This window comes from Pseudofulvimonas gallinarii (assembly GCF_004343305.1).
Classification (GTDB): Bacteria; Pseudomonadota; Gammaproteobacteria; order Xanthomonadales; family UBA2363; genus Pseudofulvimonas; species Pseudofulvimonas gallinarii.
The window spans coordinates 1-1468 of sequence record NZ_SMAF01000055.1; the positions used below are offsets into that span (position 1 = coordinate 1).

2 protein-coding genes are annotated in these 1468 nt (G+C 57.6%); both read left to right on the forward strand.

Going from position 1 to position 1468, the window contains the following annotated elements:
• The coding region (locus EDC25_RS14590; protein WP_207905727.1) for a DUF998 domain-containing protein at positions 1–816 on the forward strand (816 nt) is incomplete at its 5' end.
• A gap of 97 nt (positions 817–913) precedes the next feature.
• Positions 914–1348, forward strand: coding sequence for a hypothetical protein (locus tag EDC25_RS14595; protein WP_123520796.1), 435 nt, complete (start codon positions 914–916; stop codon positions 1346–1348).
• Positions 1349–1468: the final 120 nt, after the last annotated feature.

The following is a 1468-nucleotide window of genomic DNA, read 5'->3' on the forward strand; positions in this document are numbered from 1 at the left end:
TGGCGGACTCCTCTCGTGATCCTGTGTCCGGAGACTATGCTCCTGTCTGGCTCTTCGAAGCCGTGTGGCGACGCGGGGGGAGTCCATTCGATCATCCAAGCCGACGCCGCTTCGCGGCGCGGCTTAATTCAGGCGTTATGCGGCACAGGGACCGCACCGCAGATGATGTCTCAAAAGAAGATTGGCCTTGTCGCTATCGCCACGCCCTTATGGTTCTTGACGGTCTATCTAGCAATGTCGGCCATGCGGCCGGACTACGCGCACACCGACCAAGCCATCAGTGAGCTGGGCAGTCTGGATGCTCCGAACCTCTGGGCTTGGAACGTTCTCGGATACATCTTGCCGGGCTTCGCAGTAGCACTCCTTGGCATCGGCCTGCGGCGCGAGTTTATGGGCCGCGGGCTCCGGGCCAATGGCCCGGCGATGGCTTTAGTAGCTGCCGGCCTCCTTATGGCACTGTCCGGCGCGTTCCCCGCCAACATGGCGGACTTCAAATCCACGACGACGCTCCTGCACACCGTGGGCAGCTTTGGCTGCTACATCGCGTTCTTGGTAGCCGGGTTCTGGCTGCCCTCACTATTCCGGAAGGTCAACTCGTGGCGCTGGGCAGCAACGCCGTCGCTCGCTCTGGTAATCGCGTCGATCTTTACTGGGTTTCTTCGCTTCGCTGGCATGGCCAGCATCGGTCAGCGCATCACATTCTTGTGTTTTTTCCTGTGGGTTGGGCTAGTCGGCTGGGCACTGTGGCGGGCCAGCAGCTCCTCGGCGCCGCATAACAATTCGTCCAAGCCGAAGCCGCTTCGCGGCTCGGCTTAACTCAAGCGTTAGGCATTGTCTTATGACTATCGCTAAGTTCATATCCGCACTTCTCCTAGCCACCACGATTGCCAGTTGCCAGGCTCAACCACCTCCTATGGAACTTGATTACGACCAGTTGATATTGTTGGACGCTGAGGATCTAGCGGAGACCGGCATCGGCAGTGCTTACGATCAGCTGCTCCCAGAGCTCAAGCGCTACATTCCAAATCCTGGACGTATAGAGCAGGTTATTGACAATGACCTTCCTCGCTACGCCATCCGCTCTAACGGCGAGGAGTACGTAATCTACGCGCCTGACACCCAAGAGAATGAGAGCTGGGGTGCAGCCACCTACGTATTCTTTAAGATCGTTAATGACCAGCTTGCTGGCACAGACGTCAGGCTGTACGCGATCAACGGTGGCAATGATCTTGGGGGCTTGTTTCTCACGCCGGAGCAGGCAAAGGCTGCTCAGTTGTCGCTGCCAAATCCTTCAGATTGGCCCTATCTTCCGGAAGCAGCTAGTCCTTGGTATGGGCAGCATCACTAGCACAGGGCCAGGGCCTAACAATTCATGTATGGACTCCCCCGTCAACCCCTGACGGCATCACGATGTGAAGCGCCAGCTTCACGGCTTTTGATTCTGCATTTTCCATCCTGCTGACGCTCT